The organism is Niveispirillum sp. (assembly GCF_017996735.1).
Classification (GTDB): Bacteria; Pseudomonadota; Alphaproteobacteria; order Azospirillales; family Azospirillaceae; genus Niveispirillum.
Window position 1 is genome coordinate 193643 of record NZ_JAGOGJ010000002.1, and the last position, 14379, is coordinate 208021.

A 14379-nucleotide genomic window follows, 5' to 3' on the forward strand; every position below is an offset into this window, starting at 1 on the left:
TCACCCCCGTTTCCGCCGGACATCGACCAGGATTGCCACCACCGTCACGGCATAGACGAGGGCCACCGCCAGCGGCAGCAGGGTCAACCGTGCATCCGGCAGCCAGAACCAGAGCCAGGTGGTGACCAGCGCCCGGATGACGGCATGGCCCGCAAACAGCGGTAGCCGGTCATAGGTCCAGCCGATGACCGGCCAATGGCCCGACATGCCGATGGCCAGGATCAGCGGCGCCAGTTCCGGGGCGGTGGCCAGCGCGGCCGCCAGCAGGGGCCAGAACAGCAACATGGAGATGAAGGCAGGCAGCAGAACACTGGTCACTGCCGTCCGATCCCCCATGAAGCGGCAGTTGAACAGCCGGGCAAACAGCAGGGCCAGTGGGAAGATCAGACCACTGCCCCAGACGGCCACCATCAGCCAGCCATTGAATGACAGCGTCTGTCCCGCCCCGGCCAGCGCCAGCCAATAGACGATGCCCGCCAGCGGTATCGGGAACCCGCCGCGCAGCCGGATATAGCTGGCCTGCCGGTCCGCCGCCACCAGTGCCCGAAGTGCCATACTGTCCATGTCCGCCTCCCTCCCCTTGCGATGGGCCGATCATGGGGGCGGGGGGGGCGCGGTTGGCAGTTGCGTGTGTCATCTGGTGCGGGTGACAGATGTCACTTTTCACCCGGCGGTTGGGCCCCCTATCGTGCGCGATCGTCAGGCAAGGGGGTGCGTGTGGACCGGGGTGCAGCCTTGAAACGCTTCTGGTCCGGGCCGCTGCCCTGGCTGGCCTACCTGCCGCTCCTGTTCTGGCCCTGGCTGTGGGGCATGCCGGATCAGGCGCAGATGCCTTTGATCCTGGCTGTGCTGGCCCTGTTCCTGCCGCTCTATCTGCTGGGTTACCACTGGCCCGACGGGCGCCGGCGGCTGGCCGCTCTGGGTGTGCTGCTTTTGTCCTTCATCCTCACCGGAACCGGTGCGGTATGGACGGTGCTGGCCATCTACGCGGCCGCCATGGTGGCGGAAACGCGCCCGGCCCGACAGGCCGTGATGGTGATCGTCGCCTTCATGCTGGCGGCATTGGCGGTTGGGCTGTGGCGCGGGGGGCCATGGGTTTTGTGGGTGCCGGGTCTGGGCATGATGGCCCTGGCATCGGGTGCCGGCATGGCGAATGCCGCCATCCGGGAGCGCAATCGTCTGCTGCTGGAAAGCCAGGATGCGGCACGGCAACTGGCAGCATTGGCAGAGCGTGAACGCATCGGCCGGGATCTGCACGATCTGCTGGGGCGCACCCTCACCCTGGTCTCCATCAAGGCGGAACTGGCGGCGCGGCTGGCCCAGCGGGATACGGTCCGGGCCGAACAGGAGATGCGGGACGTGGCACAGGCCGCGCGTGAGGCGCTGGCCGAGGTGAGAGCCGCCGTCACCGGCATGGTCGCCAGCCTGCCCCGCGAACTGGACGCGGCCCGTGAGGCCTGTGCGGCGGCCGGTATCGATTGTACCATCGATGGGGGATCAAACCCGCTGGGGCAGGGCACGGGTGCGGTACTGGCCATGGTCCTGCGTGAGGCCGTGACCAATGTCGTCCGCCATTCCGGCGCCGACCATTGCCGCATTCTGATTGCGCCGCTGGGGGGCCGTGTCCAACTGTCCGTGACCGATAATGGAAAGGGGGGCGCCATGCAGGAAGGATCGGGATTGCAGGGCCTGCGCGCGCGGGTCATGGCTGCCGGCGGGGAATTGCTGATCGATTCGGGATCGGGGGGCACAAAGGTTCTGGTGACCATGCCCGATACTGGTGCCGCATGATCCGCGTGGTGGTGGCGGAAGACCAGTCGCTTGTTCTGGCCGCACTGTCGGCCCTGATCGCACTGGACGGGGATATCGAGGTGGTGGCCCAGGCGCGCGACGGTGCCGCCGCCCTGGACGCGGTGCGCCGCCTGTCGCCGGACCTGCTGCTGTCCGATATCGAAATGCCGGGCATGACGGGGCTGGAGGTGGCGGATGCCATCCGGGCGGAGGGTTTGAAGACCCGAGTGGTGATTGTCACGACCTTCGGCCGGGCCGGATACCTGAAACGGGCCCTGGCGGCCGGCGTTCGTGGCTACCTGTTGAAAGACGCCCCGCCGGAAATGCTGACCCGGGCGTTGCGGCAGGTGGCGGCGGGCGGTAAAGCCATCGCGCCGGAACTGGCGGCCAGCGTCTGGGATGTGGGCGACGACCCTCTGACCGATCGCGAGCGTACCATCATCCGGCTGGCGGAGGAGGGTCGCACCAACAAGGAAATCGCCCTCCTGCTCGATCTGTCGCCTGGAACAGTGCGCAATTATCTGTCGGAGGCTGTACTGAAACTCGGCGCCACCAACCGCATCGATGCCGCCCGCATCGCCCGCAGCCAGGGATGGCTGTAGCGAAGCCCCCACCCCGACCATCGCCCCCATGACGCCGCCCCCGCAACCGGCGTAGGATAGCCCCAACAAAGAACACCCAAGGGGCATCCATGTCGAGCTGGCCGGTTCTGGGGTTGGCGCTGGGCTATCTGGCGGCCTTGTTCGCCATCGCCTGGTGGGGTGACCGTTATGCCACCAAGCAGCCAGAGGTGCAGGAGCGCCGCGCGCCGCTGCTTTATGCCATGTCGCTGGCCGTCTATTGCACCTCCTGGACCTTTTACGGCGCCATCGGGCGGGCGGCGGCCAGTGGCTGGGATTTCCTGTCCATCTATGTCGGGCCGATCCTGCTGTTCAGCCTGGGCTGGCCCATCCTGGCCAAGATGGTGCGGGTGGCCAAGGCGGAGAACACTGTCTCCATCTCCGACTTCATCTCTGCCCGCTATGGCAAAAGCCGGGTGCTGGCGGCCCTGATCACGGTCATGGCCGTGACGGTGGTGCTGCCCTATTTCGCCCTGCAATTGAAGGCCATCACCATCAGCCTGGAGGCGCTGGCCGGCGATCCGTTCGCCAACCGGGTGATGGATATTCCGGGCGAAACAACCTTCATCATCACCTGCGCCATGGCCCTGTTCGCCATCCTGTTCGGGGTGCGCAACATCCATGCGAACGAACATCATCGCGGCCTGATGATGGCCATTTCCACCGAAAGCCTGGTGAAGCTGGGGGCCGCCATCCTGGTGGGCGGCGGCATCGCCTTTGCCGTGGCGGGCGGGCCGGCGGGCATCTTCGAACGGGCCGCCGATGATCCGCGCCTGGCCCATTTGCTGACCCCGCATTTCGGGGTAAGCTGGTGGTCCATCACCCTGCTGGCGGCGCTGGCCATCCTCTGCCTGCCACGGCAATTCCATGTAACGGTGGTGGAAAACACCCATGTCGGTGACATCCGCACCGCAAGCTGGCTGTTCCCGCTGTATCTGGTGGCCATCAACATCTTCGTGCTGCCGGTGGCGCTGGCCGGCCTGATGATGTTCCCCGATGGCAGCGTCAATGCCGACACGTTCCTGGTGACCATGCCGCAACGGCTGGGCCATGACTGGATGGCCGTGCTGGCCTTTCTGGGCGGGCTGTCGGCGGCGACCAGCATGATCATCGTGGGGGCCGTGGCCCTGTCCACCATGGTCTGCAACGACCTGATCGTCCCCATCCTGATGGCCATCCCGTCGGCCATGCGCCGCTGGCAGGACGATCCCAAGCCCATGCTGCTGACGGTACGGCGGGTGGCGGTCGTGGCCCTGCTGGGCATGGCCTATCTCTATTACCTGATGATCGGCACCACCTTTCCGCTGGCCACCATCGGCACGGTGTCCTTTGCCGGCGTGGCACAGTTCGCGCCGGCCCTGCTGATGGGCCTGTTCTTCCGGCGAGTGACCAAGGCGGGGGCCATCTGCGGCCTGGTCACGGGTTTCATCGCCTGGGGCTATACGGTGCTGATCCCGTCCTTCGCGGTGGCGGGGCTGGTGCCGGGCCATCTGATGGATCAGGGGCTGTTCGGCCTGGGCTGGCTGACGCCCACGGGCCTGGGCGGCATCCATGATCTGGACACGCTGGCCCATGGCGCGCTGACCAGCCTGGGTCTGAACCTGTTCGTCATCGCCCTGGTATCGGGCATCACCGGCCAGTCCGACCTTGAAAAGCAGCAGGCACGCCGTTTTGTTTCCATGCGCCATGACGCGCAGGACGGTGTCGGCCCGCCGCGCCGCGGCGTGACGCTGGGCGACCTTTACGAACTGGCCGCGCGCTATGTCGGCAAGACCCGATCGGAACCGGTGTTCCGCGACCTCGTGGCCCAGCGCGTGGCCGAAGGCGGGGACGCGGATTTCGAAAAGGGCCTGAAGGAACGCATCGACGAGGAAGCGGTGCAGGCCACCGAATGGCTGCTGGCCGGGGCCATCGGGTCGGCCTCGGCCCGTGTGGTGGTGGCCAGCCTGCTGTCCGACCGGCGCCTGTCGCGGTCCGACGCGCGGTCGATCATCGACGAGGCGTCGCGCGTCATCCTGGACCAGCATGTGCTGATGCGCTCCACCCTGGAAAATGTCGGCAAGGGCATCTGCGCCGTGGACAAGGATTTCCGCCTGCGCCTGTGGAACCGCCGCTTCCTGGAGATGCTGGAGGTGCCGGACGGGCTGATCAAGGTGGGCACGCCCATGGGCGAACTGGTCGCCTATCTGCAGGGGCAGGGCGAGTTCGGGGAGGAGGGGGAGATGGAAACCCTGTTTGCCCGCCGCCTGGACCCCAAGCGCCGCGACATGCCCGACAGTTTCCACCGCACAAGGCCCGACGGATCGGTGCTGGAGATCATTTCCAACCCCCTTCCGGACGGGGGCTTCGTGGCCGTCTATACCGACGTCACCGAACGCCACCGGGCGGCCGAAGCCCTGCGCGCCGCCAATGAAGGGCTGGAGCGCGGCATCGCGGAACGCACCATCGACCTGGCCATCGCCAAGTCGGAGGCCGACCGCGCCAACCAGGCCAAGACAAGGCTGCTGGCCGCCGTCAGCCACGATCTTTTGCAGCCGCTGCACGCGGCCCGCCTGTTCATCTCCGCGGCCTTGGACCGGGGGCCGGACACGCTGGTGACCCAGGCGGACGCGGCGCTGCGATCGGTGGAGCAGTTGCTGGGCGACCTGCTGGACATCACCAAGCTGGACACGGGCGTGGTAAAGCCCAACCGTACCTCGGTTGCCATTGATGATGTGCTGCGGCCGCTGACCGATGAACTGGCCGTGGTGGCGCAGCGGCACGGGCTGGCCCTGCGCTTCGTGCCCTGCAAGGCCTCGGTCGATACCGATGCCGTCCTGCTGCGCCGCATCGTGCAGAACCTGCTGGCCAACGCCCTGCGCTATACCCCGCGCGGGCGCATCCTGGTCGGGTGCCGGCGCGTCGCGGGCGCGCTGCGGGTGGAGGTCTGGGATACCGGCCCCGGTATTCCGGAGGAGAAGCGGCAGGAGATTTTCAAGGAGTTCCGGCAGTTGGGCAATGGCCAGAATGACCGCGACAAGGGGTTGGGGCTGGGCCTGTCCATCGTCGAACGGTTCGCCGCCATCCTGGGCCACAAGGTCAGCCTGCGGTCAGCGGTGGGCAAGGGCTCCTGCTTTGCCGTGGAGGTGCCGCTGGCGACCCGTGCCGCCGATCCGCAGCGGCCCGTGGCCGGGGCGACCGTCACGGGGCTGGAGGGGACGCTGGTCCTGTGCGTGGAAAACGAACCCGCCATCGCCCAGGCCACCATCGCGCTGCTGTCGGGCTGGTCATGCGAGGTGGTGTGGGGGGCGACGGGTGCCGACGCGCTGGCGGCCCTGGGTGAACGGGTGCCGGATGTGGTGCTGACGGATTACCATCTGGACCATGGCATGGGCGGGCTGGAGGCCCTGTCCCTGATCCGGGCGAAGGTCGGGCCCGACCTGCCGGCCGCCGTCATCACCGCCGACCGTACCGACGCGGTGAAGGACAGCGTGGCGCATGCCGGTTGCCGCATCCTGTACAAACCCGTGCGGCCGGGCGCCCTGCGCGCGCTGTTAAGCCATATGCTGGCCGAAAAGCGGCGGGGGCGGGCGGCGTGATCGCTGCCTATGCCCGTTCGCGCCAGCGGATGATGGCGGCGATGGCCAGTGCCACGCCAATATGGGCCGCAATGTCGGCGATGGAGAAAAGCCCGTCCCAGCGGGGGAAGATGCCGGGCCAGCGCAGCGGCAACACCAGCAGATACATGACGAGATAGAGGCCCAGCCCGTAGGCGATGGCGGCCTGCCAGCGCCGCCGGCGCAACAGCCCGATGCGGGACAGGGCCAGCATGAAGACAGCGGCCATGACCAGCGCGATGCCGATATGGGTGGCAAAGCCCAACAGGGCGGTGGCGATGCCCCCTTCCCGCGCGGCGGCCCCGATCCAGCCGCCCGCCACGCTCTGCCATACCCGCATCACGCCGATGCCGCGAATGAGGCCCATGAGGCTGGCATAGGCGCCATCGACGGCAGCCCCCGCCAGACCGGCCAGGATGATTGTCACCGCCGTCCGCCGCATTTCCAACCCTCCCCTTATGCTGGAAAGAGTAGGGCCGGATCTGTCGGTCCGATGGACCCAATTGCGGACCGCGCCGGGGTGCCGCCCGAGGCCTTCAATTCCGATCTGTCGGGATATAGCTTCGGTTATCAGTTCCGCTTGCCCCGCACCAGCCGCCAGCCCATGCGGCCCAGATAGATGGCGATGCAGCCATAGACCACGATTTTGGAAACGGGATCGACCCAGGTCTCCACCTTGTCATAGTGGTTTTCCAGCAGATAGCCGGAAGCCGTCAGGATGCTGGTCCAGACCAGCGAGCCCAGCGTGGTCAATGCCAGAAAGACCGGCATGCTCATCTTTGCCATGCCGGCGGGCACGGAGATCAGGGTGCGGATGGCGGGGATCAGGCGGCCCAGCAGCACGGCCTTGCGCCCATGCCGGGCGAACCAGGTGAAGGCCATCTCCACGTCGGGCGGATCCATCGTCATGATGAAGCCGAATCGCTCCGACAGGGCGATCAGACGATCATGCCCGAAAAACCGGCCGATATAATACCAGGGCAGGGCGCCCAGCACCGATCCCGCCGTGCCCACCAGCACCACCAGGATCGGGTCCATCTTGCCCTGCGCCGCCAGGAACCCGCCCAACGGCATGATCAGTTCCGATGGTATGGGAGGGAAAACATTTTCCAGGAACATCAGAAGCAGCAGGCCCCAGTAGCCCAACTGATCCACCAGGTTCAGAAGATTGTCGAACATGTTTCTTTTATCCGGTCACCGCCCCCTGCCAAAAGGGCCGGAGACCCTGTAGCGCATCACGCGGATCATCGCCATGGCAAAGGTGGAAGGGTGGTTCCTGGCCTTTCGACACATGTTAGGACATGCTTCACCCCTTGACCTAATCCGGATGGTCTATTCCTTAGGGAGAAATTTCCGCTATCATAGGGGCGTGGATCAGGCTATCCACCCTATAATCCCGTTCAATGGCGCCGGCCCGTCAGGGGGCAGGCGGCCGGGGGCGGTGGTAACCGGTTTCGGCGCCGTTCCTTTTGGAAACCGCGGTGCCTCGTGCAGGAGAGTGGCGATGGTATTGTCCAGGCGTGTGGCGGAACCCCCCAAGGCCGGGGAATGGTTGGAAGAGCTGAAGATGCCGCGGCGCCGGTTGCTGGTGCATGCCGTGCATCAGCATACTGCCCGTCCGACGCATGTGGAATTCCTGGTGGAAGGGCGCAACAGCGACCGGTTGTCGCTGGCGCTGGAGGTGGTGCTGGACGCCACCCGCTTCCGTCGCCTGGGTCACAGCCAGCACGCCGCCTGAACCGACCGCACGCAGGACAAGGACGCCGCCGGGTCCCCTGGACGGGCCATGGCGGCGTTTTGATTCCTACCCTTCTCCCTTAGCGCCGGGCGCCGCCATCCGACGGCTTGGCCTGCGCGCCCTGTGGCGTGGGCTGACCGTCGCCAGCCTCCCGACCGCCAGGGGTCAACCCTTGGCAGTTTGGTATCATACGTGTGTCAGTAAATCCTGACTTGTCAGGATTTACTGACGTCGGCGGCAGTCGCCGCCGTACCATCGGTCAAGAATTTTGACCGATGGTATCAGACCTTTGCCTGGGCGAACCAGAGAGCGGCCGCGCGGGCCGCCTGGGTGAAGCTGGGATGCACCGGCCCCGTGGCCGGATCGACCAGCATCAGGTTCACGGGCAGGCCGAACTCCTCCACCTCCATCTGGTCGGCATCGCGCCAGACGCGCCCATCATGGGCCAGATACTGGCGCGACTGGGTCCGCTGCAGCAGCGGGCGGATATCGCCCGACCAGGGGAATACCGGTTTGCCCAGCGCCGCCGCAAAGCCCATTTCATAGGCCGTGCCGTCATCGACGGACGGCCCCCGGAAGGGCATGCAATTGGCGATCACGCCGTCCGCCGCCCGGATCAGATCCAGATTGGCCTGACGGATGCGGGCGGCAAACGCCGCCCCGCCCTCGCCCTGGGCCGGGGACAGGGCGTTATCCATGGGAAACGCGCCCTCCAGCCCCAGTTCTTCGCAGATGGCCTTCATCGATGCCGCCGCCGCCAGCGGGTCGGGCAGGAAGACGTCGGGTCCGGCCAGATAGAGGCGCGGCCTCACGGCTTGACCCCGATCTTCACGGGATCGATGCGGAAACGGGCGAAACCATTCTCACCCGGCCCCTCATAGCTGAGCGCCGGCTGTTCGGACAGCAGTTCCTGGGCCAGCGGCGAGCTTTCATAGACCAGATTGACGCCGGCGGGCAGGGGCGCGATCCGGAAACTATGGTCGGTCGACGGCTCCACCACGCCCTTGGCGCGGATATACTCAATGATGGCCGACTGCACCGTGTCGGGCGACTGGTAGATCACAGTGGTGCCGTCCAGCCCCGGATAGGAGCCGCCGCCATTGGCGCGGTAATTGTTGGTGACGACGATGAATTCCTGTTTCTCGTCGATGGGCTTGCCCTGGAACATCACATCCTTGACGCGATGGGCCTTGTCATCGGCCAGCTTGCCGTCACGGTCGAACCGTTCCGGCTGCGTCACATCGATCGAATAGGTGATGCCGTCGATGATGTCGAACACATAGGCCGGCACCTTCACATTCACCAGCGGCTGCTGGACTTTGCTTTTGACATCGATCACCGACAGGGCGCGCGATGCCATTTCCAGCCAATCCTTGACCTGCCCGCCCGTCAGCTTCACCGCCGCGATCTGGTTGGGATAGAGATAGAGGTCGGCGACATTGCGGATGGCGATCTCCCCCGCCGGGATGTCGGTGTAGAATTTGGCACCGGGACGCCCGCCCGACTTGAACGGCGCCACCGCCGACAGGATGGGCAGACTGGCATTTTCCGTGCCGGCCAGGGCGCGGGCCACATAGGCGCGCTGTGCCTCTGCCACAAGTTCCACACCGGCGCTGTCGCCCAGGAAGCTGAAATAGGAATGGATACGCCCCGTGGTCTTGCCCACGGGGCGGCGGACATAGGACAAGGTGCCCTCATGGCTGGGCGCCAGCAGGCTCGCCACCTCGGCGTCCGGCTCCACATTCACGGTCTTTCCATCCTGGCGTTCCTGGATGGGCCGCACCTCGCCCTTGCCACCCGTGACCTTCCAGCCCTTGCCCACGGTTTCAAGCTGGAAGGTGATGACGCCAAGATGGCTGCCATAATATCCGGCCATCACCACCGGCTTGCCATTCACGGTTCCCTGCTTCAGGTCGGACTTGGGCAGGCCTTCATATTCCTTGCTGGGGAAGACGCGGTGGCTGTGGCCCGAGACAACGGCGTCCACACCCTCGATCTCGGTCAGGTAGTTGGCGGCGTTTTCTTCCCCGCCTTCGCGGTTCAGGAAGGTCAGGCCGGAATGGGCGACGGCGATGATGATGTCGGCGCCCTGCTTCTTCATTTCCGGCACATGGACCTTGGCCATGTCGATCATGTCGCGCGTCGTGACGCGGCCTTCCAGCTTGTCCTTGTCCCAGATCATGATCTGGGGCGGCAGCAGGCCCAGAATGCCGACCTTGATCTTGTGCTTGGCGCCCTTCGCATCCACCACCGTCCGGTCCAGGATGGCATAGGGCTTGAACATCAGTTCGTCGTTCCTGCCCCCGTCCACCTTGAAGACATTGCCGGACAGCACGGGGAACTGGGCCCCCCCATATACATTGTGCAGCACCTCCAGCCCGTAATTGAACTCGTGGTTCCCCAGGATGGCGGCGTCGTAGTGCAGCAGGTTCATGGTGGCCATGGCGGGATGCAGGGGCTTGTCCTTGCCCACACCGCGCTCCCGCACCACCCAGTCGCCCATGGGCGTGCCCTGGATCAGGTCGCCATTATCGACCAGAATCGTGTTGGGGTTGGCCTCCCGCGCCGCCCGGATCAGCGGCGCCACCCGGACCAGACCCACGCCCGTATCCTTGTGGTCTCCGTAATAATCGTAATCTTCCAAATACATATGCAGGTCAGTCGTCGACAATACCTGCAGGTCGACCTTTTCCTGTGCCGATACTGGACCGGCCAGCGCCAGGAACAGGGCGCCCGCCATCAGGGCGCCAGGGCGGGAAAGACGAATCACGGAACACGCTCCATCGGGCTCTGTTGCCGCCGGGCAGCAGGTGCATCGCAGCAAACACGGTTAAGAAATGCAGGGAGCGCGGGACTCGCCCCCCGGAACCGGCATGCTGCGCCGCAAAACTGTGGCGGTAATGATACGCTGGCTGAGATATAGCCGTTCAAGCCCCTGCAGGCATAGCTGCAGAGGTGCCTGTCATGGAACTGTAATCTATTCGTTACCTAAGCGTCACGGGCATCTGGTGTTGTCCGCGCAATCCGGTCCGGCTTATTGGGGGCTCTTCGTATGACCATCGAAAATAAGAAGGCGGCAGCAATTCTCCGCCGTCAGCTATCCGCTTTGAATCTCGGTACGGGTGCCCTGGCGCTCGCCATTGCGTCTTCCTGGGCCATCCCGGCCGTAGCGCAGCAGACGACCTCGTCCATGACGGGTCAGATCACCACCGCTTCGGGTGCGCCGGCCGCCGGCGCCGAGGTCACGATCGTCCATACGCCGTCGGGCACGCGCTCCGTCACCACCGTGAACGAGGGCGGCCGCTTCCAGGCTGGCGGTCTGCGTGTGGGCGGTCCCTACACCGTGACCATCACCGCTTCCGGCACCGAACCGCAGGTACTCGAAGGCATCTTCATCTCCCTGGGCGAGCCGTTCGCCCTGGATCTGGCGCTGGGCGCCAAGATGCAAGAGATCGTGGTGACCGGCGAACGCGCCGCGGCCGAGACGGTTGGCATCGGCACGAATTTCGGCCAGCAGCAGATCAACAATGCGCCGTCCATCAGCCGCGATCTGAAGGACATCATCCGCAACGATCCGAAGGTCTATATCGACGTCACCAATTCCGGTGCCATCCAGATCGCCGGCTCCAGCAACCGCTTCAACAGCCTGACCATCGACGGCGTGAAGCAGAACGACGATTTCGGCCTGAATGCCGGTGGCTATCCGACCCAGCGCTCGCCGCTGTCGATCGACGCCATCGAAGGCCTGTCGGTGCTGACCGCCCCCTATGACGTGGAATATTCCGGCTTCCAGGGCGGCACGATCAACATCGTCACCAAGTCGGGCGAAAACACCCCGCACGGCTCCTTCTATTACTATTATGGCGATGACAGCCTGTCGGGCGACCGCTCGGGTAACAACCGCAACCTGATCAGCCCCTACAAGGAAAAGACCTGGGGCGGTTCGCTGGGTGGCGCTCTGGTCGAAGACAAGCTGTTCTTCTACACGAGCTACGAGAAGTTCAAGAGCCAGGCTCCGGTGGTGTTCGGCACCCAGGACAGCGGTCTGGGCAACCCGGTCCAGGGTGTCACCTCTGCCCAGGTGGCGCAGATCCGCGCCATCGCCCAGTCCGTCTATGGCTATGACACGCTGGACCTGCCCAATGGCAGTCTGCCGGAAGAGGATGAGAAGATCCTCGCCAAGCTGGACTGGAACATCAGCGACGATCACCGCGCGTCGTTCGCCTATCAGCGTAACGAGGGCAACAATATCCGCGACGGCGCGTCCAGCACCAGCGCCACGCCGCGCACGCTGTCCTTGCAGTCGAACTATTACGATTACACCCAGATCATGGACAGCTACTCGTTCCAGCTGTTCTCCGACTGGACGTCCGACTTCTCCACCGAGGTCAAGGTGGCCCGCAAGGAAGTGGACAGCCTGCGCCTGCCGCTGAACGGCCTGGGCTTTGGCGAGATGCGCATCAGCACCAACCCGACCGGCCTGGCGGTGAACAACACCAACTATGGCCAGGTCGTTATCGGTCCTGACATCTCCTCGCACAGCAACGTGCTGAGCACGAAGACCGACAGCGCCAAGCTGAAGGGCACCTACCTGCTGGGCGATCACAAGATCACCGGCGGCTACGAATACGAGAACGTCGACTACTACAATCTGTTCCTGCAGCGCAGCCTGGGCTATTGGGAGTTCGCCTCCATCGAGGCCTTCCAGAACCGCACGGCCCAGCGCTTCCGGTACGCCAACGCCGTTTCCGGCAACCCGGAAGATGCGGCGGCGAAGTGGGACTACACCGTCCACTCGTTCTACCTGCAGGATACGTGGGACGTCACCCCGGACTTCCAGCTCCAGGGCGGTCTGCGCTACGAGCTGTACAAGACCGACGATGCGCCGCTGGCCAACGCCAACTTCCTCACGCGCTACGGCTTCTCCAACAACGCGACGATCGATGGCGTCGATCTGTGGCTGCCGCGCTTGGGCTTCACCTATGACGCGACGGAAAGCACGGTCGTCCGCGGTGGCGCCGGCCTGTTCTCCGGCACCGGTGCGGCCGTGTGGCTGTCCAACGGCTACAGCAATGACGGTGTGACCCAGCGTTCGTTGGATATCACCCGTCCGAGCACCGGTACGGTACCCGCCAACAACGCCCTGCTGCTGAACGGCGTCACCGGTCAGGTGCCCGGCGCTGCGACCACCCGCCTGACGACCGTCGGCGAAGGCTTCGTCAACGCGCTCGACCCGAACTACAAGATGCCGTCCTCCTGGAAGTTCAGCCTGGCTGTCGACCAGAAGGTGGATATCCCGGTCCTGGGTGACGACTGGCTGTTCACCGCCGAGGCGATCTATACCCGCGTGAAGGACGCCAACTTCTATCGTGACCTGCGTCTGGTGAAGACCGGCACGGCCCCCGATGGCCGCCCGATCTACAGCCAGAACATCCAGGCCGGCGATACGCGCGGCAATGGCTCCGACCTGTTGCTGACCAACACCGACAAGGGCAAGAGCCTGATCCTGACCCTGTACGGTTCCAAGTACTGGTCGACGGATTACGGCGATGTCGATTTCGGTGCCGGCTACGCCTTCCAGGACAGCAAGGATGCCAGCCAGGGCACCAGCTCGGTGGCCGGCTCCAACTACGAGCAGTTCGTGACCACCGATCCGAACACGGATCTGCTGGGCACCTCGTCCTACGAGACGAAGCATCGCTTCACGGCGAACACCAGCTATAGCATCGAATATTTCGATGGCTTCAAGTCGTCCCTGTCGCTGTTCGGTCAGGCTTACTCCGGCAAGCCCTACACGTTCAGCTTCACCTGCGCCAACACGGCCACCAACAACCCGTTCGGCGATCCGGCCTGCCGGTCCAGCCGCTCGCGTCAGGCCATGTATGTGCCGACCGGCGCCAGCGACCCGCTGGTCAACTGGACGGCTACCGGCTCGGTCACGGCCGCGCAGATGGATGCCTATATCCAGCGCAACGGTCTGGAAAAGTATCGTGGCGGCATCATTCCGCGCGGCGCGTTCGAGAGCTCCTGGACCTATTCGGTCGATGCCAAGCTGGCCCAGGAAATCCCGGCGCCGATCGAAGGCCACAAGGCCATCCTGACCCTGGACATCCTGAACCTGACCAACCTACTGAACAAGGATTGGGGCCGTCAGGAAGCGGTGCCGTTCTTCCAGTCGATCGCCGGCCCGCAGGCGACGATCGGGCCCGATGGCAAGTATGTCTTCACGTCCGTCGGTCGCGACGTGACCGAACAACTGAGCAACCGCGCTTCGGTGTGGAAGATCCAGTTGGGTGTGAAGTACGAGTTCTGATCCTGACCGAAATCAGATCAGTGATCTTGGGGAAAGGGCGGCCTTCGGGCCGCCCTTTTTCGTTATGGCTGGCCTGCGCCGGTAACAATCTTTCTATATCCTCCGGGCAGTATCGGATTTGGGGGTATTTTGGTAAATTTGTATCCATGATCGCCATGTCCGACACCCCGGCCGAACGCCGCACGCATCCGCGTACCCCGACCGAACCCATTTATCTGATGGTTGCCGGCCGCCCCGCCCGTCTGCTCGACTGGTCGTTCGGGGGGCTGCGTGTGCGTCCGGAGGATCGGGGCGGCCGGCAACCATCAGATAAATGGGTTC

Annotated in this window: 10 protein-coding genes; 5 read left to right on the forward strand and 5 right to left on the reverse strand. The window is 64.9% G+C overall.

From position 1 onward, the window contains the following. Positions 1–564 (reverse strand): hypothetical protein, encoded by a 564-nt coding sequence (locus KBA48_RS01680; protein ID WP_292903115.1) that lies wholly within the window; start codon positions 562–564, stop codon positions 1–3. Positions 565–735: 171 nt separating this feature from the next. On the opposite strand from KBA48_RS01680, the gene KBA48_RS01685 reads away from it, so the two are divergent. From KBA48_RS01685 to KBA48_RS01695, 3 genes are all read left to right on the forward strand, one after another. After that, complete coding sequence (locus tag KBA48_RS01685) at positions 736–1791, forward strand: sensor histidine kinase (protein ID WP_292903117.1); 1056 nt, start codon at positions 736–738, stop codon at positions 1789–1791. Then, positions 1788–2393 carry a DNA-binding response regulator gene (locus tag KBA48_RS01690; RefSeq protein WP_292903119.1) on the forward strand — a complete coding sequence of 202 codons (606 nt, stop codon included), beginning with the start codon at positions 1788–1790 and terminating at the stop codon, positions 2391–2393. Before KBA48_RS01685 ends, KBA48_RS01690 begins: the two co-directional genes overlap by 4 nt. Positions 2394–2482: 89 nt before the next feature. Next, a complete protein-coding gene (locus KBA48_RS01695) occupies positions 2483–5989 on the forward strand; it encodes a PAS domain-containing hybrid sensor histidine kinase/response regulator (protein ID WP_292903121.1) in 3507 nt (1168 codons plus the stop codon). A gap of 7 nt (positions 5990–5996) precedes the next feature. Here the strand turns inward: KBA48_RS01695 and KBA48_RS01700 are convergent, their stop codons facing one another. Next, a complete protein-coding gene (locus KBA48_RS01700; RefSeq protein WP_292903123.1) occupies positions 5997–6449 on the reverse strand; it encodes a hypothetical protein in 453 nt (150 codons plus the stop codon). A 128-nt stretch (positions 6450–6577) separates the two neighbouring features. After that, positions 6578–7186, reverse strand: coding sequence for a DedA family protein (locus KBA48_RS01705; protein ID WP_292903124.1), 609 nt, complete (start codon positions 7184–7186; stop codon positions 6578–6580). Positions 7187–7511: 325 nt separating this feature from the next. Here KBA48_RS01705 and KBA48_RS01710 point away from each other — a divergent pair, with 325 nt between their 5' ends. Continuing rightward, positions 7512–7745, forward strand: a complete 234-nt coding sequence (locus tag KBA48_RS01710; RefSeq protein ID WP_292903125.1) for a hypothetical protein — start codon at positions 7512–7514, stop codon at positions 7743–7745. A 281-nt stretch (positions 7746–8026) separates the two neighbouring features. Here the strand turns inward: KBA48_RS01710 and KBA48_RS01715 are convergent, their stop codons facing one another. Next, positions 8027–8557, reverse strand: a complete 531-nt coding sequence (locus KBA48_RS01715) for a nucleoside 2-deoxyribosyltransferase (RefSeq protein WP_292903126.1) — start codon at positions 8555–8557, stop codon at positions 8027–8029. Beyond that, entirely contained in the window at positions 8554–10515 is a 1962-nt protein-coding gene (locus KBA48_RS01720; RefSeq protein ID WP_292903128.1) for a bifunctional 2',3'-cyclic-nucleotide 2'-phosphodiesterase/3'-nucleotidase, read from the reverse strand. Before KBA48_RS01720 ends, KBA48_RS01715 begins: the two co-directional genes overlap by 4 nt. A 282-nt stretch (positions 10516–10797) precedes the next feature. Here KBA48_RS01720 and KBA48_RS01725 point away from each other — a divergent pair, with 282 nt between their 5' ends. Beyond that, positions 10798–14058, forward strand: coding sequence for a TonB-dependent receptor (locus KBA48_RS01725; RefSeq protein WP_292903130.1), 3261 nt, complete (start codon positions 10798–10800; stop codon positions 14056–14058). Positions 14059–14379 lie beyond the last annotated feature (321 nt).

What these genes read in the sequence shown, in the direction of transcription:
- KBA48_RS01725 (WP_292903130.1), top strand. Translation starts at nt 10,798, where the DNA reads ATGACCATCGAAAATAAGAAGGCGGCAGCAATTCTCCGCCGTCAGCTA.
- KBA48_RS01680 (WP_292903115.1), bottom strand. Translation starts at nt 564, where the DNA reads ATGGACAGTATGGCACTTCGGGCACTGGTGGCGGCGGACCGGCAGGCC.
- KBA48_RS01710 (WP_292903125.1), top strand. Translation starts at nt 7,512, where the DNA reads ATGGTATTGTCCAGGCGTGTGGCGGAACCCCCCAAGGCCGGGGAATGG.
- KBA48_RS01690 (WP_292903119.1), top strand. Translation starts at nt 1,788, where the DNA reads ATGATCCGCGTGGTGGTGGCGGAAGACCAGTCGCTTGTTCTGGCCGCA.
- KBA48_RS01705 (WP_292903124.1), bottom strand. Translation starts at nt 7,186, where the DNA reads ATGTTCGACAATCTTCTGAACCTGGTGGATCAGTTGGGCTACTGGGGC.
- KBA48_RS01695 (WP_292903121.1), top strand. Translation starts at nt 2,483, where the DNA reads ATGTCGAGCTGGCCGGTTCTGGGGTTGGCGCTGGGCTATCTGGCGGCC.
- KBA48_RS01700 (WP_292903123.1), bottom strand. Translation starts at nt 6,449, where the DNA reads ATGCGGCGGACGGCGGTGACAATCATCCTGGCCGGTCTGGCGGGGGCT.